This window comes from Latilactobacillus sakei subsp. sakei DSM 20017 = JCM 1157 (genome assembly GCF_002370355.1).
In the GTDB taxonomy this organism is placed as follows: domain Bacteria; phylum Bacillota; class Bacilli; order Lactobacillales; family Lactobacillaceae; genus Latilactobacillus; species Latilactobacillus sakei.
Genome location: NZ_AP017929.1, coordinates 1,167,290 through 1,187,695 on the forward strand (window position 1 = coordinate 1,167,290; position 20,406 = coordinate 1,187,695).

Here is a 20,406-nt window from a genome sequence, read left to right on the forward strand (position 1 = left end):
GATGAGTTTCAAAAAAAGATAAATCAACAAAAAAGGGATACCATTTGGTATCCCTTTTTTGTCATTTAGAAGATAGATTACGTGCTACTATATTGAATGTAATTAATTATTAATATTTGGAGGAATTATCTTATGAAGACTAAATTATTCTCAGTAGTAGCAGTAGCAGCATTGGTGGCACCAGCCGCAATGACAATCGGTTCAGCATCAGCTGATGCGGTAACACCACAAACATCAAAAGCAGACTTTACGGTTGTTGCTAAAGATCCAACTAACCCAACGGATCCTGAAAACGGTACTTTGGTTTTAAAATCAGTACCAAGTTTTAACTTCGGTACAATTGAAGCTAGTGATATTTATGCTGGGTTTAATGGTAAAAAAGCACAAGCAGACGGTACTTTAGAAGTATCTGATACACGTTTAGGTGCATCAGACTGGACATTAACAGCTAATATGGGTCAATTTGCCGATAAAGATAACCAATTAAATGGTTCAACGTTGAACTTAGCTTCTACTGGTTCATTAGGTGAAGATTTAGCAACTGCTATTAAAGATGATGCAAGTGCTGTTGAAGTTGTTAAAGGTAATGGTGCCCATGGTGTTGATACATTCAATATGGCAGCTGCCGATAGTAAATTGACAATGGCAGCTAACCCAGCTGCTGATTTAGCAAAAGATGAAGCTTTCTCAACAACAATTAACTGGAACTTATCATCAACAGCCCCAGTTGCACCAGAAGCTTAATCTAGAAATAATGAGTCATTGGCGCTAGTGATCGTCATCGTCAATCAAGTGAATGATGTGTTGGATAAGGGGCAGGCAAAGTGATTTGTCCACCCCTTATTTTTATAGGAGGCTACGAAGTTGTTTAAAAAGAAAGTATTAATCACAATGTTAGGTTTAATGTGTTTATTGGTGGGGATTGGTAGTTTTGCGCAAGCGGTGCATGCTGAAGGTGCTGAATTTACCGTAACACCTGAATATGGGTTAGGACAAACGGATGCTAGTTTGGGTTATTTCGCAATTAAAGCCGAAAAGGGGCAAACATATCCAATTACCGTCAACGTGCAAAATTTAAATACGAAGAAAACAAATGATTTCAATGCACAGCTTGTAGCCGCCTCAACGTCAAATAGCGGCAGTATTGACTATACACCGACGCATCAAAAAATGGTCAAAACAAAAGCGCCATTGTTACCTGATTTGGTCTCAAAAGAGGCCCGCAAACAAAGTTTAACATTAGCGCCAGGTGCTTCAAAAAAAGTGACTTTTAACGTTAAAATACCCCAAAATGGTTTTAAAGGAACGATTCTTGGTAGTGTTTATGTGAAACGAACGTCGAATAACGAACCACAAAAGAAGGGGTTCGGCATTAAAAATAGTTTTGCGATGACTGTTCCAATCGTTGTGACACAGGATTTTGATCAGAAAATCACACCTCGATTAACCTTAACGAAGACTAAGATGGATTCATCCAGTGGGGTGCCGCAAGTTGTTGGTCAAATCGCTAATCATGAACCGACAATGTTTGGTCAAATTAAGATGCATGCTTGGATTACCAAAAAGAATCAAACTAAAAAAATATATCAGAAGAACGCGGAAAAATTATCAATGGCACCGCGTTCAACATTTAACTATGCAATTGAGACGAATAATAAAATTTTGCCCAAAGGTCACTATACCTATCATGTCAAAATGGTATCGGGTAAGAAAACCTTTAATTTAAAACAACATTTTACGGTTGATGGTGCGACACGGGAACAAGTTAACAAAACGCTAATTGATCCAGAAAAACCAGGGATAAATCGGTGGTTATGGGGTTCTCTAGGGATTTTATTATTATTAGTGATAGCATTAGTCGCCTATTTAATTGGTCGAAAAAGGGGTGTAGGGGAACATGACGAGTAGTTTATCAGGACGTAAAGAAGGCTTAATGATGGGATTGTTGTTACTGATACTCTTATTGGTAACGGTAGCGCAACCAGTACGAGCTAATCGGATTGATAGTGGACAAAGTACCGCTAGTTTTGCGGTGCATATTGATCAAAAAAGACCAACGCCACCCGGGAATCATGGTCAGGATGGTGGTGTTGCACAGCCAACAATACCGGAAAATGGTCAAGAAATTCATTACACAGCGAGTGGTTCCCAAAATGCCACTGGTCGTTTACCACAAACGGGTGCTATAAAAAGTACACTATTAAGTTTAATCGGTAGTGCGATGATTCTATTGGTACTTGGCTGGCATCGCCAACAATCTAATACGAAGGAGGCGGACTACGATGCAAATTAAGCGCCTAATTTACGTGAGTTTGGCGGCAATGATGCTCAGCGGTAGTTTGATTAATGTGCCGGATTACGCTTGGGCGGCTGAATCAGAGTCAGCAACCAGTGTGAGTGAAACTGAAGAAGAAACATCAACAGAATCAATCGATGTCAATACAAAAAAGCCAGCTACGAGTGAGCAAGCACCAACTAGTCGCAGTGCTGAACCAGTTGGCACACCTAGTAATGCAGATAAACCTTCAAAAGATGGATGGAGCTTTTTATTAACAATTTTTAGAAGAGGGTTTAGCCGTCAGCCGCAAGAAGAAGATTATTTTGCGCTGCAAGATATTGATAAGGCTAAATTCTCAGGGATGAGTATCCTAACGAACTTAGGTAATGGGTTAGGAAAAGACATTACTGTTCGGCGTTGGCACTGGGATGCTAGTCAGAACAACTGGGTTGAAGATAAAAAGCAACCTAAAGCAAAGACCGGTTTGTCTTTGATCATGGGCTCTTTGGGCTTTTTAGATATTAATGACTATGCTTTAAATAAGTCGGGCAACTTAGGTGTCGGGACATACTATTATCAATTTAGTTTTTCAGATGGTATCTGGCCCCTTAATAAGACTTTCTATTCTGATTTAGCGAAAGTGGGGATTACGCCAGAACCGAAACCGGCTAAATCGATTAATGCCGATACGGATAATGCTGACGGTACACCTAAAGTCATCTATTCGGATGTTGATTATGGTGCTAGAGCGATTATTGATCCAGTCGATTCGACCGATGATATTACTTGGCAAGCAGCCAACGCTAAAGATCTCTTGAAATTTACACCAAGTAATGGTCGAAAAACATCTTTAATGGCCGGTAATGGTGAAGTGGGTAGCGACAAACAATATGTACCAGATTCTTATTACGTCAATCAAGTCAATCGTGATCCTAATGTACCGGGAATTCCCGCTAACTTTAAGATTGCAGCTGGTAATGTAGCGGCTAATAAGGATGTTTATGTTGGTGGTCTGCCAGCCTATAATCGGGCAATGGATGCCGGTGGTAGTTGGTCTGTGGACGGCTTGAGTGATTTAGTTAAAGCAACCGGCGCAACGAGTGCTTGGCATTATGCATGGCGTTTTATGGATAGTACTGGTAAAACGATTGAGTTGCCAGCAAATAGTGGCGTGACAAATAGTAGCGGTGATATTAATAATCTGGCTAACTTAAATACGGCACAACCGTTAACGTTTGCTAAAGATAGCCAGTTTATGAAACAGGCCGCAGCTGCGACTGCTAGCGGTAAGCGGTATCAAGCACAGCTAACACTAACGACGAGTGTTGATTCTGAAGAAGAATCAAGTAAGAAAGCAGAAAAGGTCGTCGTTGTCTCTAATAAGGCCGAACTACAAGTTGAGCCCTCATTAGGTAAGTTAACATTGGATCAAGTGCCTAACTTTAGATTTGGCAATGTTTTAGCGAAAGATGTTTATAAGGGAACAAACACTCAGAATCAGCCATATGAAGTTAGTGACACGTTAAAAATTACCGATACTAGAGTTAATCCGGGTTGGAAACTAACGGCAAAGATGACTAAAATGGCATCTAAAGCTGGTCATCGATTGAATACAACGACGGTTAATATGAGTGGCCTACCAGGAGGAGCTAATTTAGGATTGGTTGATAATAATAGTGAAACAACGATTGCATCTACCAAGTTATCAAACGCTTGGCAAGTAACGGGTAACTTATTGATGGCTGCCAATCCAGATCTTCAAATTGAATCTGGTGAAAATTTCTCTAGTGATATCACTTGGACATTAAATAATACGCAGCCTGAAGTACCAGCAGCATAACTAAAAAAAGTCTCGTAATTGGTTGTTAAATCAATTACGAGGCTTTTTAATTAGTCGATATATTTAACGGCTGTCCCGTAGGCAGCGACTGATTGCATGTCCGTTCCAATTGAACCAGAGTCAAAGCGCATCATCACAACAGCATCAGCCCCCATCTCAATGGCATTTTGGCGCAAGCGGTCGATTGCGACATCGCGCGATTCGGTCATCATTTCGGTATAGGCTCTAATTTCGCCACCAACCACGTTTTTAAGTGAGGCACCGATATTTTTGAAAACATTCTTAGATTGGGTTGTGAGGCCGAAAACTTCACCGAGCACTTCGTATTGTTTGCCCGGAATTGTTTCGGTAGTGGTAATTAAAATTTGATTAGTCATTATGAAAACTCCTTTTTTAAAAGATTAAAATTATTAACAATGTGATCAGCGCTGGTAAGCCTTGCAAGAAGAAAATCTTTTTCGTTGCGGTAAAAGTGCCATAAAGGGCAACGATGAAGATGTATAACATTAATAATGCTAAGACGGTTTTTAAAGCGGCACCGGTCAATAAACAATTGACGGCGATGATTAAGACACCAAGCATCCCATTATAAATTCCCTGATTAGCAAGGGCGACTTTGGTGTTGGGCAACCGAACGAAATCCAGGGGCATATCGAAGGCCTTGGCTTTTGTTTGATCGTTAGCGAACATTTCGAGTCCCATAATGCCGAGATGTTCGATGGCGATTAAACTCGTTAAAATTGTGATGAATAAAGACATGATGAACCTCCTTAAGTTCCATTTTTATTATAACAAATAAAGCAGTTCAAATCCGTCATTAGGGTTTGAACTGCTTTAATTTAGTTTAGCGATCAGCGTAACCGTTAGGATGGTTTAAATGCCAATTCCATGCGGTTTCAATAATTGCTTCCATATTATCATATTTGGGTGCCCAGCCGAGTGTTTCGCGAGCTTTGTCACTAGCAGCAATCAAGGTACTTGGATCGCCGGCACGACGAGGGGCCATTTCAAGTGGAATCGCTTTGCCAGTTACTTTACGAGCAGCTTCAACGATTTCCATGTTTGAAAAACCAGTTGATGAACCCAAGTTAAAGGCGTTGCTGTCATGACCATCAGCAAGATATTCAAAGGCCAAGATGTGGGCGTCTGCTAAATCTAAAACGTGCACGTAATCACGGACGTTCGTCCCATCTGGTGTATCGTAATCATCACCGAAGATTGATAATTGATCACGTTTGCCAGCCGCAACTTGTAAGACGATTGGTAAGAGATGAGTTTCAGGATGGTGATCTTCACCGATTGAACCGTCTGGCTTAGCGCCAACTACGTTGAAGTAACGTAATGCGACAAACTTGATGCCGTAAGCTTTGTCAGCCCATTTCATCATGGTTTCCATCATTAATTTACTTTCGCCATAAGGGTTGGTTGGTAATTGTGGATCTGATTCCTTGATGGGAATTGATTTAGGTTCGCCATAAGTAGCGGCAGTTGAAGAAAAGACGATGCGTTTAACATCGAATTCATTCATCACTTCTAATAAGGCGGTCATCCCGTAAGTATTGTTATCGAAGTATTTAAGTGGTGCTTGCATTGATTCAGGCACGATTGAAAAGGCGGCAAAATGAATGACACCAGTCACGTCTTCTTGTTGGAAAACGGTCCGCATGAAGTCTTTATCGCGGATATCACCTTGATAAAAACGGGCTTTTTGATTGATGGCGCCTTGATGACCCGTTACCAAGCTATCGACAACAGCGACGTCATAGCCGCGTTGGATTAATTGATCAACGGTGTGGGAACCGATGTAACCGGCGCCCCCTAAAACTAGAATTGACATGGAATTTCCCCCTAAGTTGAGAATACAGGTGTACTCTTAATAGTATAGCATCTATCGGATTAAACAAAAGGCGAAGTTGGGCGAAAAGTGCTAAATTTTGCTATAACGGTTTAGTTAATGACTGGGAAGTAGTGAGGGATTAATTTGGAAGCACAATATGAATGGCAATTAAAACCAGTACCAACTGAGGATGAATTACAAACAATTACAAAAGACAATCCGCTACCTAAGGCTGCGGCCCAACTTTTGTGGCAACGTGGCTTGCGGGATGCAGAGCAGATCAATGATTTTATGAATCCCAATGTCGGTCAACTTCACGATCCATACGCTTTGCATGATATGCAAAAGGCGATTGATCGAATTCAAGAAGCGATTGTGAACGGCGAAAAAATTACGATTTATGGCGATTATGACGCGGACGGGATCACAAGTACCACTTTGATGAAGGAAACTTTAGACGACTTAGGTGCCGATGTTGAAGTCTATGTGCCTAATCGTTTTAAGGATGGCTACGGTCCTAATTTAGAAGCTTATAAACGCTTGATTGAAAATGGCACCCAATTAATTGTGACCGTCGATAACGGGGTGAGTGGCTTAGAACCAATCGCTTACGCGCAAGAACACGGTGTTGACGTGGTCGTGACCGATCACCATGAATTACCATCAGAATTACCCAACGCAGTGGCGATTGTGCATCCCAGACATCCAGAAGGGCAATATCCTTTTGGCGAACTCTGTGGGGTCGGTGTGGCGTTTAAAGTGGCGACTGCTTTATTAGAAGAGATTCCTTACGATAAATTAGATTTAGCCGCAATCGGGACGGTTTGTGATATCGTCCCCTTAGTCGATGAAAACCGGACGTTGGTTAGTTTAGGCTTACAACAATTACAAAATACCGATCGACCAGGTTTGGTCGCATTGTGTCAATCAGCTGGCTTAGAACAAGCGACACTAGATGCCACTAACATTGGGTTTGGGATTGGTCCCCGTTTAAACGCAATTGGTCGTTTAGGTGATGCGACCCTTGGTGTGCAATTGTTAACGACGCTTGATGACGAAGAAGCGGTTGAACAGGCCCAATTTATTGAACAACAAAATAAAAAACGCCAAGGGCTAGTGCAAGAAATTACGGCAACGGCAATGACAATTGCTGAAACACCGGAAAATCAAGCGAGTGCCACCTTAGTTATTGCCCACGAAGGTTGGCATGAAGGGGTTCTAGGGATTGTGGCTAGTCATGTTGTTGAACAGACCGGTAAACCAACCTTAGTCTTGACGATTGACCCGGAAACTGGCTTAGCTAAAGGCTCTGGCCGTAGTGTGACAGCTTTCCATTTATTTAAAGCGTTAGATGCACACCGTGAATTATTGGTTCATTTTGGTGGCCATCACATGGCAGTTGGCTTGACCGCTAAGGTTGATCAATTAGCGTTGATTCAAACTGCAATGAACGAGTATGCGCAAGTTAATCAGTTAGATTTAACAGGACGCCAACCATTACCAGTTGATTTGGCGCTGACGCTAGCTGATATTACGCCTGATTTATATCAAGCATTGCAACAACTGGCACCTTTTGGCAGTGATAATCCAGAACCGTTGATTGAACTTAGCGCGCCCCAGTTAGCCGATGTCAAACAAATCGGTGCTGATCAGAAGCATTTGAAGATGATGGCGGTCGATCAACAACAACAATTAGCAGTTTTAGCTTTCAATAAAGGGGCTTTGATGCCCGATTTAACTGCCGCTGAAGATGTGAAATTAGTCGGGAGTTTGAGTGAGAATACTTGGCGTGGCCAGACAACGTTGCAATTAATGGTAAAAGACCTTGCTACAAGTGGGCAAGTCGTACTTGATCAACGCAGCAATCGTCTGACGAAGCAATTATTCCAATCAACAGGCGACTACGTCTTTTTTAATGATAAAATGCGCGAGCAACTGCAGTCTTATTTACCGGCAGGGAGTCAGGCGCTGTTAGCGACCGATGAACAAGTTGCTACTAGCCAAGAGCTAATTGTAGTTGATGAACCAGCTGATTTAACTGCTTTTGAACAATTTTATCAACAACAACAGGCCGCTAAATTAAGCTTGATTTTTTATGCTAAACACTCTGCTTATTTAGAAGGAATGCCGACAAAACAACAGTTTGCGACTTTCTTAGTTTACTTGCGGAAACATCCAAATATTGAAAAAGCGCGGTTAGCAGAATTAGCAGCGTATTTAAAATTACAATTACCGTTAATGATTTTCATGTTGCAGGTGTTTTTTGACCTCGGATTTGTTAGAATAGAACGTGGTCTGATTACGGCCGAGTTACAACCTGAAAAGCATGCACTGGAAAGTGCACCAAGTTATCAAAAACGATTAGCTAAAATTGAAATGGAAAAACAGCTTGTTTATTCAACCTTTACCGAGGTGAAAGACTGGCTAGCAACTCTCCCAGCAGTAGCAAATCGCTAAAAGAGTTAAGGAGCGAATTATATATGTCAATCAACTTTAAAGATTATGTCGCAAGTGTTCCGGATTTTCCGGAGGCTGGCGTTACTTTTCGTGATATCTCACCTTTGATGTCCGATGGTGAAGCATACGCAGCAGCAACGGATAAAATTGTTGAATACGCTAAGAACAAAGGCGTTGAAATGATCGTTGGCCCTGAAGCCCGGGGCTTTATTGTTGGCTGCCCGGTTGCTTACAAATTAGGTGTCGGTTTTGCACCTGCTCGTAAGAAGGGTAAGTTGCCACGCGAAACAGTTTCAGCTAGCTATGGTTTAGAATATGGTAAATCAACATTATATATGCATAAAGACGCGGTTAAACCAGGCCAAAAAGTCTTAGTAACAGATGACTTATTAGCAACCGGTGGCACAATTGCCGCAACAATCAAAATGGTTGAAGAACTAGGTGGTATCGTTGTTGGGACAGCCTTCTTCATCGAATTGAAGGACTTAAACGGCCGTGAAAAGATTAAGGACTATGATATTTTCAAATTAATGGAATACTAATAAAGAAGTGCGCCATCAACAGGTTGCTTTTGAACATTTGACTGATATAGCAAAGTGCAGAAAGTAGTTGATGAAAGCACGTTAAAGAGAAACAGATAAAAAAAGAAGTTCGCCTAAGCGAACTTCTTTTTTTATTACATGCGATCCCGGTAAAGGCCAACGACCTTCCCTAGAATGCTGACTTCATTTAAAATGATTGGTTCAAACGTATCGTTTTCTGGTTGGAGACGATAGTGATCTGCTTCTTTGAAGAACCGTTTGCAGGTTGCTTCATCTTCGGCAGTCATCGCAATGACAATATCGCCATTATCGGCGGTTGATTGCTTGCGAATGATAACTTCGTCGCCATCTAAGATACCGGCGTTAATCATACTTTCACCACGAATTGTTAGCATGAACAAATCTTGTTCGGTTTGCAAACTAGGTGGAAGCGGGAAGTAATCAGTTGCTTCTTCAACTGCTAAGATAGGCACACCGGCAGTAACCACCCCTAATACTGGGATTTTCTGGGGTGTCGCCCCAATTGCCGTTAGGCCAGCGGGCGTTAACTCGATCGCCCGTGGCTTAGTGGGATCCTTTTGTAATAAGCCCTTCTTCTCAAGTCGGGCTAAATGGCCATGGACAGTAGAAGTGGACGATAAATTAACGGCTTCGCAAATCTCGCGGACCGTTGGTGGGTAACCTTTGTCTTGAACACGTTCGTGAATAAAACGTAAGACCTCTAATTGTTTGGATTCAGTTTTAGTCATAAGCGCACCTCATTCGTTCTATTAAGCATATAGTAGCATATTTATAGGCGGATTTCAAACAAGTGTTCGTATTTTTTGACATTTTGAGCATTTTAGTCCAAAATAGGATAAAAGTTTAAATTTGGAGGCCGATGATGGCAATGGATCAAAAACGACTCGATCGTATCAATGAATTAGCACATAAAGCAAAGGCAGAAGGGTTAACACCCGAAGAAACAGCGGAACGTCAAGAACTACGGGACGCTTATTTGAAGGATTTCCGTTCTAGTTTCCGTTCACAAGTTGAGATGCTACAAGTTTATGATAAAGAAGGTAAGGAAGTCACACCTGAAAAAGTGAAGGACATCCAACGTGAAAAGGGTTTACGTGACGATTAATCTAGGAATTCCGCTTTCTTTTTAGTGCAATAATGTGTAGAATATTTAAGTGAACTGAATGAGGAAGGGGTGCATAAGATATGAATATTGGAATAGGCGTATTAATTTTTGTCATTGGGGCATTATTAGGTGCAGTTGCTGGCTTTTTCGGCGCACGTGCTTACATGAAGAAATATTTCGAAGAAAATCCACCAGTTAATGAAGATATGTTGAAAGCTATGATGATGCAAATGGGGCAAAAACCATCTGAAAAGAAATTAAACCAGATGATGAGCTCAATGAAAGCACAACAAAAACGTAGCAAAAAATAAACATGACTTAATTAAAGAGGCGTTTCGTACAAAAACTTATTTTTGTATGGAACCCTCTTTTTATTGGAAGAGAAATAATTGTCCCACTGAACTAAGATTGCTATAATGAGGATTATCTAATTTTGAAGACGGAGATATTTTATGGGTATATTTAAGAAGTTAGGCTGGTATTTTAAACAAGAATATCGCCGCTATATATTAGGGGTTATTTTTTTAGTCCTAGTTGCAATTGTGCAAATCGTGCCACCAAAAGTGATTGGGACGTTAATTGATTTAATGGCTGCCCGAAAGTTGAAGGCATCGGTCTTATTAATGTGGATTGGGGTCTTATTAGCAGCCGCGATTTTACAATATCTCTTTCGCTATGGTTGGCGGACTCGTATCTGGGGTGGCGCAGCCAAGTTAGAACGGACATTGCGGAGTCGTTTGTTCTGGCATTTTATGAAGATGGACACAACTTTCTTCCAGAAACACCGGACTGGCGATTTGATGGCCCATGCGACCAATGATTTAACCGCGATTCAACAAGTGGCGGGCGCCGGTATTTTAACGTTTGCGGATTCGATTATTACGGGTGGGACGACCATCATCGCGATGATTATTTTTGTCGATTGGCGGCTAACATTAATGGCCTTGATTCCAATGCCATTATTAGCAGTGGCTTCAGGACGCTTAGGGACGCATTTGCATACCGCTTTTAGAGAATCACAAGCAGCCTTTTCGAAATTAAATGATAAGACGCAAGAGAGTGTTTCTGGGATCAAAGTTTTAAAAACGTTTGGTCAAGAAGAAGCGGATATCGATGATTTCGACCAAATTGTGACGAAGACAATTGCGATTAACAAGCGCGTCAACTTTATCGATGGTTTATTTGATCCAGCGATTAGTTTAATTATCGGGCTAACGTACCTCGTTACAATTATTTATGGTGGAACGTTGGTCATGAACCACAGTATTACAATTGGCCAATTGATTGCTTTTATCAGTTATATCGCAGCCTTAGTTTGGCCAATGTTTGCGATTGGTCGTTTATTCAATGTGCTTGAACGTGGCAATGCCAGTTATGATCGGGTTGAATCATTATTAAAAGAAACCAGCACGATTATTGAAAAGCCAGATGCCATTCAAACGTTGGCAACTGGTGATATCGACTATGCCATTCAACAATTTTCCTATCCTGAAGAACAAACACCAACTTTAACGAATGTGCATTTCCAACTGCCACAAGGAAAGACACTGGGAATTGTCGGGAAGGTTGGTTCTGGTAAAAGTACTTTGATCAAGTTGCTGTTACGAGAATATGATCAATATCAGGGCCAAATTAAGATTAACCAGCACGATATTCGGGATTACACATTAGATGCATTACTCGATAGTATTGGCTATGTGCCACAGGACAACTTTTTGTTTTCAACGGATGTTCGCGATAATATTCGGTTCGCGGATTTTGAAAAGGAACAAGAGGCCGTTGAAGCAGCGGCTAGTTCTGGTGCGGTTCATGAAGATATTTTAACGTTTGCACAAGGTTACGACACAGTTGTTGGTGAACGTGGCGTGTCATTATCAGGTGGACAGAAACAGCGAATTGCTATTTCCCGGGCAATAATGACTGATCCTGAAATTTTAATTTTAGATGATTCATTGTCCGCGGTCGATGCGAAGACTGAAGAAGCAATTTTAATGAATCTTAAGACGCTACGGGCAAATCAAACGACAATTATTACCGCTAATCGACTCAGTAGTGTAATGCACGCTGATGAGATTATTGTTATGGATGACGGAACGATTGCCGAACGTGGCACGCACGACAGCTTATTAGCCCAACAAGGGTGGTATGCTGAAATGTGGGTTAAACAACAATTAAATCAAGCGATGGGGGGCCAATAGGATGGCACAAAAGTATCAATCTGAATGGTCACAAAAGATATCGACTAAAGAACAGTTTCAAATTATGAAACGACTTTTTGGTTATACCAAGCGCTATAAGAAACAATTTATCGGCGCAATCATCGCAGCAGCGGGCTTAGCAACGATTAACATTTTGTTGCCGCGCTTATTACAAGTTTTTATGGATCGTTACTTAACGAAACAAACAGCGACAACTCAAATTTTGCTAGGGGTTGCTGGGTTATATGCCTTAGGGGTTATTTTGAAAGCTATCACGCAGTTTGCCCAATCTTTCCTCTTTGGAATGGGATCAGAACGCGCGATGGAAGATGTGCGCCGTGATCTTTTTCGTCAGTTGCATCGTTTGGGCATGCGTTATTTTGATCAAACACCTGCTGGATCAATTGTTTCGCGAGTTACCAATGATACGATGACGTTAATTGATTATTGGAATGTGTTCCTATCATTATTAGTGGGTTCATTTTCAATTATCTCCGCGTTCATTGCGATGTGGTTATTATCACCGAAGATTGCACTAGCAACGGCTGGTTTTTTACCAATTTTATTAGTCATTATTTGGTATTACAGCAGTTATAGTGCCAAGGTTTATCGGCATATGCGTGAAAAGTTGAGTCAATTGAACACTAAGTTGAACGAATCGATTGAAGGGATTACAATTATTCAACAGTTCCGCCAAGAAAAACGACTCACAGCCGAATTTGAATCGGTTAACGAAGATTATCTTAAAACAAGAGAAGCAATGATTCGGACTAATTCTTTATTGTTAGCACCGGTCGTTAACTTGCTGTATACACTGGCATTAGTGGTTGTTTTAACTTTATTCGGGCTTACAGCGTTGCATAGTTTTGTTGCGGCTGGATTGGTTTATGCCTTTACGACGTACGTTAGCAACTTTTTCAATCCGATGACCAATATGATGGATTCATTATCCTCATTACAAGATGGGATGGTTGCCGGGCGTCGTATTTTTAGAATTCTGGATCAAACGGAATTTGCACCAGCCCAAGATGCAGATGCTGCTAGTCAAATTACCGATGGCCGCGTTGAGTTCAAACACGTGTCGTTTTCATATGATGGCAAGCATGAAATTCTCCATGATATTTCGTTTGTCGTTGAACCGGGCCAAACGGTTGCACTAGTGGGCCATACCGGTTCTGGTAAAAGTTCGATTATCAACGTCATGATGCGCTTTTATGAATTTTATGAAGGCGAAATTTTAATTGACGGTCAAGATATCCGCAGCTTTCAAACAGCAGAACTACGGCGTAAAATGGGCTTGGTTTTACAAGATGCGTTCATGTTTTACGGGGATATTGCTTCTAATATTCGCTTGTTTAACGATGAAATTACGGATGAACAGATTCAAGCCGCTGCTGAATTTGTTCAAGCGGATGAATTTATTAAGGAATTACCAGGCCAATACCATGCACGAGTGATTGAAGGTGGCGCACAATTTTCGAGTGGCCAACGACAATTACTCTCATTTGCCAGAACATTAGTGACCAATCCGAAGATTCTGGTCTTAGATGAAGCGACTGCCAACATTGATACCGAAACGGAATCAGTAATTCAAACCGGTCTCGCTCGCTTGCGACAGGGACGGACTAGTATTGCGATTGCCCATCGGTTATCAACAATTCGTGACGCAGAATTAATTCTCGTCTTGGATCAAGGTCAAATTGTCGAACGGGGCAATCACGATAGCTTGGTTGCACAAAAGGGCCGCTATTATGAAATGTATCAATTACAAAATGGACAGAGTGGGCTATAAGTCGGTTATATCCTGAGGATTAACAGAGAGTGGCGAATGATGACTGTAAGCCATCGTTTGACATTCGGCGTTAACCGCAAGGATATGACTTATAGCACACGTTTAGATTAGGTTAAGCGGAAGAAGCAATTTCAACAAGCACGTTTAGTACATTTTGGAATAACCAGGAGGATTTTTAGAAGATGAAAAAGAAACGCTGGCTTAAATGGTCTTTAATAAGCGTTGTTATTTTAATTGTGATTGGTGTCTTTGGCGCAACGCTGTATATGTATCAATATGCTTTCGTACCAGGGCAAAAGTCATTCTTGAATAATGGCAAGCCTAGCAAGTTTTATCGCGACAATCAGAAATGGTTGGCAAAAGCCGATAAAGTGAAGTGGTATCAAAAGTCAGCGACTGATGATCTTAAGCTAGACGCGATTTACGTACCAGCTGCTAAGAAAACAACTAAAACAATCGTTGTGGCACACGGCTATATGGGCTACAAAGAGGATATGGCGCGCTATATTCATCTCTATCATGACTTGGGGTACAACGTATTGGCACCTGATGACCGTGGTTCCGGCGAATCGGAAGGGGATTATATTGGCTATGGTTGGCCAGATCGCTTAGATTACGTTAAATGGATCAAACAAGTGATTGCCAAAAATGGTCAAGATAGCCAAATTGCACTCTTCGGGGTTAGCATGGGCGGCGCCACTGTGATGTACACTGCTGGCGAAAAGCTTCCTAAACAGGTTAAAGCAGTGATTGAAGACTGTGGGTACAGCAGTATCTCAGGTGAGTTGGCCTATCAACTCAACGATTTGTTTGGTTTGCCGAAGTTCCCACTATTTTATACCACTAACTTGATGGCGCGGGTCCGTGCTGGGTATAACTTTAGCGAAGGAGACGCAACCAAGAGTCTCGCTAAGTCAAAATTACCAATCATGTTGATTCATGGCGCTAAAGATAAATTTGTACCAACCAAGATGGTTTACGAAAATTACAAAGCCGCTAATGCGCCTAAGCAATTATGGGTTGTGCCAGATGCAGGCCATGGTGAAGCATTAGCCAAGCAACCAACAGCTTATCGCAATAAGGTCGCAAAATTCTTGGATCAGTATTGGGAAAAATAGAGTATTAAAAAAACGCACGTCAACGATAAATCTTCATCGTTGGCGCGCGTCTTTTTTTGTGTTATTTGTGATCGTCAATCTCATATTTAAAATCAGGATTGATGTCGTGATCGATTTGATCAAAAGCGGCTTGCATTTGATCACCAATCATTGTCAGGTTTTCGTCGTTTAATTTAAGTTTAGGGTCGACTGGAATTGGTTCGCCGAAACGAATCGTAATCTTTTTACGTTTTAAGACGTCTGAAAATTTCAAGGGGCCTTGATAAACGGCGGGGACTAATGGGACCCGCGCCATTTTAGCAATGACCACTGCGCCACCTTTTAATTCGCTTGAATAGCGGCTACCAGTGGGAAACATGATTAAAGATAAGTCCTTTGAACGTAGGGCTTTAACCGGTGTTTTAATCGCTGAGGGGCCGGGATTTTGACGATTAACAGGAAACGCGTTGGCGTGTTTCAAGATAAAACGTAAGATTGGATTTTTGAATAATTCTTCTTTAGCCATAAACGTAAACTTACGAGGGCTTGCAGCAAGTGCGAAGAAGATGGGATCCCACCAAGTCCGATGGGGGCCAACTAAAACGTAGGTGCCCTCTGGTAAAGCTGATTTGTTTTCAACGTTGATTCGGCCATTAAGTAACCAGGCAAGAATTCGCACGATGAAGCGGGCAAATGAGAAAAACATAATTTTAATTCCTTTCAAAAAACCTTTTTTAAGGCGATTTAACGAACTACCTAGCTATTATACCAAATAACGCTGGTCTTTGTTATAATATGGGCTAAATACAAGTGGGGTTGAAAGTAGTATGTTAAAAGCAGATGAAAGAATTGATCAGTTATTCCGATTAGATATTCAAATTATTCAAAGCCCATCCGTCTTTTCCTATTCAATGGATGCAGTCTTATTAGCTGATTTTGCGCAATTGCCCAAGCGAGGCCTGATTGTTGATTTATGCGCTGGTAATGGGGCGGTGGGCCTATTTATGAGCCCCAAAACAAACGGTCAAATTGTAGGGGTTGAATTACAACCACGCTTGGCAGATATGGCACAACGTTCAATCGAACTAAACGCGTTGACGGAACAGCTGCGTGTTTTAAATATGGATTTAAAAGACGTAACGACCGTTATTAAAAAAGATAGCGTCGATATTGTGACCTGTAATCCGCCGTACTTTAAGGTGGCGCCTAATAGTCAAAAGAATCCTAATGAACATCTAGCCTTAGCACGCCACGAAATTGCGACGGATTTAAGAACCGTGGTCCAAACAATGAGTGGTTTGTTGAAGATGAATGGTAAAGGATATCTCGTGCACCGTCCAGAACGCTTCCTAGAAATCTGTGATGAATTACGGGCAGCACGCATGGAACCCAAGCGTGTCCGGTTTGTTTACCCAAAGGCAGGTAAAGAAGCCAGCATGGTATTGATTGAAGCCGTCAAAGATGGTAGAAAAGGAGGCTTGCGAATGCTTCCGGAACTTACGATCTATGATGAAAACAGCGATTATACACCAGAAATGCGCACGAAGTTATTCATGGCAGAAGATGACTGAGAAAGCTTATTATTTTTACGTACTAGTCTGTGCCGATCGTAGTTTTTATGGTGGCTTTACGACGGACGTCACGAAACGCGTTGCCACACATAATGCTGGTAAAGGTGCGAAGTACACGAAGCTTCGGCGCCCAGTGCGTTTGTTGTATTACGAAACATTTGCGGACAAGTCATCCGCTTTAAAAGCCGAATACGCCTTTAAACACCAAAGCCGTTTAAAAAAGGAACAGTACTTAATCGCACACGGGATTGAAAGTACCCAATTTTAAACGGGATTACAGGTTGACTCTAGCGAATATCTTTAGTATACTTTTAAACGGTATTTCATTACCAAAAAATAATTCACACTGGTTGATTTCTAGAGAGGTGCTTGGCGACAAGTTCTCTAAAAAAGTGAAACCAGTGGTCGAATAAAACCATATGGAGGTCTGTTGACATGGCTGTATTGTCAATGAAACAATTATTAGAAGCGGGTGTTCACTTCGGTCACCAAACACGTCGTTGGAACCCAAAAATGAAGAAATTTATCTTTACTGAAAGAAATGGTATCTACATCATCGACTTGCAAAAGACAGTTCGCATGGTTGACGATGCTTATGACTTCGTTAAAGAAGAAGCTGCTAACGAAGGTGTATTCTTATTCGTTGGTACTAAGAAACAAGCACAAGATGCAATTGCTGAAGAATCAGTACGTGCAGGCCAATACTTTGTAAATCACCGTTGGTTAGGTGGTACATTAACTAACTGGGATACAATCCAAAAACGTATCAAACGTCTTAAGGAAATCAAAGCAATGGACGAAGATGGTACTTTCGAACGTTTACCTAAGAAAGAAGTTGCCTTGTTGAAGAAACAACAAGAAAAACTTGAAAAATTCTTAGGCGGTATCGAAGACATGCCACGCATCCCAGATGTAATGTTTGTCGTTGATCCTCGTAAAGAACGGATTGCTATCAAGGAAGCACAAAAATTAAATATCCCAGTCGTTGCTATGGTTGATACTAACTCAGATCCAGATGATATTGATGTTATTATCCCATCAAACGATGACGCTATCCGCGCTGTTCGTTTAATCACAGCTAAAATGGCTGATGCTATCATCGAAGGCCGTCAAGGTGAAGATGATGTTGAAGAAGCTACATTTGCTGCAGAAAACAAATCAGCAGACTCAATGGAAGAAATCGTTGAAGCAGTTGAAGGCAACAACGATACTAACACTGACGCTAAATAGTAGATTCAAATAAGCTGTCTTAGAGGTTTCGCAAATACTGCCTGACTTGTGGGACAGCTTTTTTTAAACCAATCATATTTAATATAAATTGTCGGAGGTACGAATTATGGCTGAAATTAAAGCTGCTCAAGTAATGGAATTACGTAAGAAAACTGGCGTTGGTATCATGGACGCTAAAAAAGCCCTAGTTGCTAGTGATGGTAACGTTGAAGAAGCAATCGATGCTTTACGTGAAAAAGGGATGGCAAAGGCTGCTAAGAAAAACGATCGGATCGCTGCTGAAGGTTTAGCTGGCGTTGCTATTGATGGCAATACTGCTGCAATCGTTGAAGTGAACTCAGAAACTGACTTCGTTGCTTCAAACGATCAATTCAAAGCTTTATTGAAAGATATTGCTGAAACAATTGCTAAAAACAAACCAGCTGACATGGCTGCTGCTGAAGAATTACCAATGGGTGAAGGCACAATTGCTAGCGCAGTAATCAACTTAACAGCTGTTATCGGCGAAAAGATCAGCTTCCGTCGTTTCGAATTAGTTGAAAAAAATGATGGCGATCACTTCGGTTCATACTTACACAATGGTGGCCAAATCGCTTCATTAGTTACTTTAGAAGGTGCTGACGATGAAGCAGCTCATGACGTTGCTATGCACGTTTCAGCTGTTAACCCTCAATACGTTTCTCGCGAAGATGTTCCTGCAGAAACATTGGATCACGAACGTGAAGTATTAACTGAAGAAACAAAGAACGAAGGCAAGCCAGAAAACATCATTCCTAAGATCGTTGAAGGCCGTGTTAACAAGTTCTTGTCAGAAATCAGCTTAAACGACCAAGCATTCATCAAAGACTCAGACCAAACTGTTGCACAATTCGTTGCATCAAAAAATGGTAGTGTTAAAGGCTTCGTTCGTTTCACTGTTGGTGAAGGTATCGAGAAAAAAGAAAATAACTTCGTTGATGAAGTTATGGGTCAAATCAAATAAGCATATTTGCTTCAAAAAGGGAACGCAATTTGCGCTCCTTTTTTTTGCAGTTTTGCGATAATTCAGAATCGCATACCCAAATGCCTAGTTAAATATGGTAAAATGGGCCTAGTAATCAACGGAGGGATATTAAATATGACAAATACAAAATATAAGCGAATTGTCTTAAAAGTAAGTGGCGAGGCATTAGCCGGCGAACAAGGCTTCGGGATCAATCCTGAAATCGTTAAGGTAGTCGCCAATGAAATTAAATCAGTTCATGATTTAGGTGTTCAAATCGCAATCGTCTGTGGTGGTGGTAACATCTGGCGCGGCGTGACTGGCGAACAAATGGGCATGGAACGTGCACAAGCTGATTACATGGGTATGATGGCTACTGTCATGAATGCTTTGGCATTACAAGACAATTTGGAAAGTATTGGTGTCCCAACGCGTGTTCAAACATCAATTGAAATGCGTCAAATCGCTGAACCTTACATCCGTCGGAAGGCTGTCCGTCATTTAGAAAAAGGCCGTGTGGTTATTTTTGCTGGTGGGACAGGGAACCCTTACTTCTCAACAGATACAACAGCTGCATTACGTGCTGCTGAAATCGATGCTGACGTTATCTTGATGGCTAAAAACAACGTTGATGGTGTTTACTCTGCAGATCCTAACACAGACCCTAGTGCTGTTAAGTTCGATACTTTAACACACTTAGATATTATCAACAAAGGTCTACAAGTGATGGATTCAACTGCAAGTACTTTATCAATGGATAATGATATTCCATTGGTAGTCTTCAACTTGAACGAAGCAGACAACATTAAAAAGGTTGTTGAAGGTGCCAATATTGGTACAACGATTGAAGGAGAGGAATAAAAATGGCAAATCCAATTTTAGAACAAGCTAAAGAAAACATGGAAAAAGCAGAAGCTTCATTGCGCCGGACACTTGGTCAAATCCGGGCCGGCCGCGCTAATGCAAGCTTAGTTAACCGTGTCAACGTCGAATATTATGGCGCAATGACACCTCTTAATCAAATTGCTGCAATCACAATCCCTGAAGCACGGGTATTGTTGATTACACCTTATGATAAAGGTGCACTTGAAGATATCGAAAAAGCTCTTTACACAGCTGATATCGGTATCTCACCAGCTAATGATGGCTCAGTAATCCGTTTAGTAATCCCTCAATTAACGGGTGAACGTCGTAAGGAAATCGCTAAAGAAGTTGGTAAGGAAGCTGAATTAGCTAAAGTTGTTGTCCGTAACGCTCGTCGTGACGCAATGGATAACTTGAAAAAAGCTGAAAAGGCTAGCGAAATTAGTGAAGACGAAATGCACGATTTGGAAGAACAAGTCCAAAACTTAACGAACGAAGCAACAAAGAAAATCGATGCTATTTCTAAAGAAAAAGAAAAAGAAATTACTGAAGGTTAATCTAACGGTCATTGAAAAAGGCGTTGAGACAAATT

General features: G+C 41.3%; 22 protein-coding genes. 17 read left to right on the top strand and 5 right to left on the bottom strand.

Going from position 1 to position 20,406, the window contains the following annotated elements; all coding sequences use genetic code 11:
• The first annotated feature begins 132 nt into the window (after positions 1 to 132).
• From LEUCM_RS05870 to LEUCM_RS05885, 4 genes are all read left to right on the top strand, one after another.
• Positions 133 to 744: a WxL domain-containing protein gene (locus LEUCM_RS05870; RefSeq protein ID WP_025016396.1), complete on the top strand. Its 612-nt coding sequence runs from the start codon at positions 133 to 135 to the stop codon at positions 742 to 744.
• A gap of 120 nt (positions 745 to 864) precedes the next feature.
• Positions 865 to 1,908, top strand: a complete 1,044-nt coding sequence (locus LEUCM_RS05875) for a WxLIP family cell surface protein (RefSeq protein ID WP_051524302.1) — start codon at positions 865 to 867, stop codon at positions 1,906 to 1,908.
• Positions 1,898 to 2,293: an LPXTG cell wall anchor domain-containing protein gene (locus LEUCM_RS05880; protein ID WP_025016398.1), complete on the top strand. Its 396-nt coding sequence runs from the start codon at positions 1,898 to 1,900 to the stop codon at positions 2,291 to 2,293. The genes LEUCM_RS05875 and LEUCM_RS05880 overlap by 11 nt, the downstream gene beginning before the upstream one ends.
• Positions 2,283 to 4,118: a WxL domain-containing protein gene (locus LEUCM_RS05885; protein ID WP_056936422.1), complete on the top strand. Its 1,836-nt coding sequence runs from the start codon at positions 2,283 to 2,285 to the stop codon at positions 4,116 to 4,118. The genes LEUCM_RS05880 and LEUCM_RS05885 overlap by 11 nt, the downstream gene beginning before the upstream one ends.
• A gap of 50 nt (positions 4,119 to 4,168) precedes the next feature.
• On the opposite strand, the gene LEUCM_RS05890 is transcribed toward LEUCM_RS05885, so the two are convergent.
• The 3 genes from LEUCM_RS05890 to galE all read right to left on the bottom strand — a co-directional run bounded on the left by LEUCM_RS05890 (position 4,169) and on the right by galE (position 5,955).
• On the bottom strand, positions 4,169 to 4,495 hold the full coding sequence (locus tag LEUCM_RS05890; protein WP_016265359.1) for a heavy metal-binding domain-containing protein: 327 nt from the start codon (positions 4,493 to 4,495) through the stop codon (positions 4,169 to 4,171).
• A 16-nt stretch (positions 4,496 to 4,511) separates the two neighbouring features.
• A complete protein-coding gene (locus LEUCM_RS05895; RefSeq protein WP_025016401.1) occupies positions 4,512 to 4,877 on the bottom strand; it encodes a DUF1304 domain-containing protein in 366 nt (121 codons plus the stop codon).
• Between the two features lie 85 nt (positions 4,878 to 4,962).
• Entirely contained in the window at positions 4,963 to 5,955 is a 993-nt protein-coding gene (gene galE, locus LEUCM_RS05900) for a UDP-glucose 4-epimerase GalE (RefSeq protein WP_011374975.1), read from the bottom strand.
• 144 nt (positions 5,956 to 6,099) lie between these two features.
• On the opposite strand from galE, the gene recJ reads away from it, so the two are divergent.
• Both recJ and LEUCM_RS05910 read left to right on the top strand, forming a co-directional pair.
• On the top strand, positions 6,100 to 8,412 hold the full coding sequence (recJ, locus tag LEUCM_RS05905; RefSeq protein WP_025016402.1) for a single-stranded-DNA-specific exonuclease RecJ: 2,313 nt from the start codon (positions 6,100 to 6,102) through the stop codon (positions 8,410 to 8,412).
• Positions 8,413 to 8,435: 23 nt separating this feature from the next.
• Positions 8,436 to 8,954, top strand: a complete 519-nt coding sequence (locus LEUCM_RS05910) for an adenine phosphoribosyltransferase (protein ID WP_011374973.1) — start codon at positions 8,436 to 8,438, stop codon at positions 8,952 to 8,954.
• 134 nt (positions 8,955 to 9,088) lie between these two features.
• Here the strand turns inward: LEUCM_RS05910 and lexA are convergent, their stop codons facing one another.
• Complete coding sequence (gene lexA, locus LEUCM_RS05915) at positions 9,089 to 9,703, bottom strand: transcriptional repressor LexA (RefSeq protein ID WP_011374972.1); 615 nt, start codon at positions 9,701 to 9,703, stop codon at positions 9,089 to 9,091.
• A gap of 134 nt (positions 9,704 to 9,837) precedes the next feature.
• Here lexA and LEUCM_RS05920 point away from each other — a divergent pair, with 134 nt between their 5' ends.
• From LEUCM_RS05920 to LEUCM_RS05940, 5 genes are all read left to right on the top strand, one after another.
• Positions 9,838 to 10,080, top strand: coding sequence for a DUF896 domain-containing protein (locus LEUCM_RS05920; RefSeq protein ID WP_025016405.1), 243 nt, complete (start codon positions 9,838 to 9,840; stop codon positions 10,078 to 10,080).
• Positions 10,081 to 10,160: 80 nt separating this feature from the next.
• Positions 10,161 to 10,391 carry a YneF family protein gene (locus LEUCM_RS05925; RefSeq protein ID WP_011374970.1) on the top strand — a complete coding sequence of 77 codons (231 nt, stop codon included), beginning with the start codon at positions 10,161 to 10,163 and terminating at the stop codon, positions 10,389 to 10,391.
• A 141-nt stretch (positions 10,392 to 10,532) separates the two neighbouring features.
• Positions 10,533 to 12,278: an ABC transporter ATP-binding protein gene (locus LEUCM_RS05930; RefSeq protein WP_025016406.1), complete on the top strand. Its 1,746-nt coding sequence runs from the start codon at positions 10,533 to 10,535 to the stop codon at positions 12,276 to 12,278.
• Position 12,279: 1 nt separating this feature from the next.
• Complete coding sequence (locus tag LEUCM_RS05935; RefSeq protein ID WP_025016407.1) at positions 12,280 to 14,070, top strand: ABC transporter ATP-binding protein; 1,791 nt, start codon at positions 12,280 to 12,282, stop codon at positions 14,068 to 14,070.
• Positions 14,071 to 14,252: 182 nt separating this feature from the next.
• Positions 14,253 to 15,188 carry an alpha/beta hydrolase gene (locus tag LEUCM_RS05940; RefSeq protein WP_011374966.1) on the top strand — a complete coding sequence of 312 codons (936 nt, stop codon included), beginning with the start codon at positions 14,253 to 14,255 and terminating at the stop codon, positions 15,186 to 15,188.
• Between the two features lie 61 nt (positions 15,189 to 15,249).
• Here LEUCM_RS05940 and LEUCM_RS05945 read toward each other — a convergent pair whose 3' ends face one another.
• Entirely contained in the window at positions 15,250 to 15,873 is a 624-nt protein-coding gene (locus LEUCM_RS05945; protein ID WP_025016408.1) for a lysophospholipid acyltransferase family protein, read from the bottom strand.
• A 121-nt stretch (positions 15,874 to 15,994) separates the two neighbouring features.
• On the opposite strand from LEUCM_RS05945, the gene LEUCM_RS05950 reads away from it, so the two are divergent.
• The 6 genes from LEUCM_RS05950 to frr all read left to right on the top strand — a co-directional run bounded on the left by LEUCM_RS05950 (position 15,995) and on the right by frr (position 20,371).
• Positions 15,995 to 16,738: a tRNA1(Val) (adenine(37)-N6)-methyltransferase gene (locus tag LEUCM_RS05950; RefSeq protein WP_025016409.1), complete on the top strand. Its 744-nt coding sequence runs from the start codon at positions 15,995 to 15,997 to the stop codon at positions 16,736 to 16,738.
• Complete coding sequence (locus LEUCM_RS05955) at positions 16,731 to 17,006, top strand: GIY-YIG nuclease family protein (protein ID WP_016265351.1); 276 nt, start codon at positions 16,731 to 16,733, stop codon at positions 17,004 to 17,006. The genes LEUCM_RS05950 and LEUCM_RS05955 overlap by 8 nt, the downstream gene beginning before the upstream one ends.
• Before the next feature lie 167 nt (positions 17,007 to 17,173).
• On the top strand, positions 17,174 to 17,968 hold the full coding sequence (rpsB, locus tag LEUCM_RS05960) for a 30S ribosomal protein S2 (protein WP_011374962.1): 795 nt from the start codon (positions 17,174 to 17,176) through the stop codon (positions 17,966 to 17,968).
• Positions 17,969 to 18,074: 106 nt separating this feature from the next.
• Positions 18,075 to 18,950, top strand: coding sequence for a translation elongation factor Ts (tsf, locus tag LEUCM_RS05965; protein WP_025016410.1), 876 nt, complete (start codon positions 18,075 to 18,077; stop codon positions 18,948 to 18,950).
• A gap of 135 nt (positions 18,951 to 19,085) precedes the next feature.
• Positions 19,086 to 19,811 (top strand): UMP kinase, encoded by a 726-nt coding sequence (gene pyrH, locus LEUCM_RS05970; RefSeq protein WP_011374960.1) that lies wholly within the window; start codon positions 19,086 to 19,088, stop codon positions 19,809 to 19,811.
• Between the two features lie 2 nt (positions 19,812 to 19,813).
• Positions 19,814 to 20,371 (top strand): ribosome recycling factor, encoded by a 558-nt coding sequence (gene frr / locus LEUCM_RS05975; protein WP_025016411.1) that lies wholly within the window; start codon positions 19,814 to 19,816, stop codon positions 20,369 to 20,371.
• Positions 20,372 to 20,406 lie beyond the last annotated feature (35 nt).